This is a genomic window from Syntrophomonas sp. UBA5494, from assembly GCF_002426325.1.
The window spans coordinates 11,345-11,830 of sequence record NZ_DIPG01000137.1; the positions used below are offsets into that span (position 1 = coordinate 11,345).

Genomic DNA, 486 nt, shown 5'->3' on the forward strand with positions numbered 1-486 from the left:
ACCCCAGTACGATATCTGTTTCCTGGTCGCAGGCGGTCAGAAATATGATGAGTACAGAATTGTTTTTCCTAATTTCCCGGCAGAAGGCAAAACCGTTGCCATCGGGTAAACTTACATCCAGAATAAGCAGGTGGATTTCATGCTGAGTCAAGAGCTTTCTCCCTTCCTGCAGGCTGGCGGCGGAAAAAACCTCGAAGCCTTCTTTTTGCAGCTTGAAGCTGATGGCGCGATTCAGGGAGTAATCATCCTCTATTACCAAAATGCCAACGGATTTATCCATTGGTTTTCCTCCTTCCCCGGCTTTAGTGGTAGCTCGTTTGGCGTACTCCAATTTCTGGTGCCAGCGGCAGAGCATCATGCCGAAATTCATCACTATACTTTTTTATCTTTTCGCACACCCCTATATGCTTATATTGTATCATTGTTCATATATACACTTTTTGTATCACGCTAGTTTATATAAACATTGAGAGTTTTGCATAATTA

Annotated in this window: 1 protein-coding gene; it reads right to left on the minus strand. The window is 43.2% G+C overall.

What is annotated here, in order from left to right; all coding sequences use genetic code 11:
* The coding region (locus B3W37_RS15480) for a response regulator (RefSeq protein WP_483176338.1) at window positions 1–280 on the minus strand (280 nt) is incomplete at its 3' end.
* Window positions 281–486: the final 206 nt, after the last annotated feature.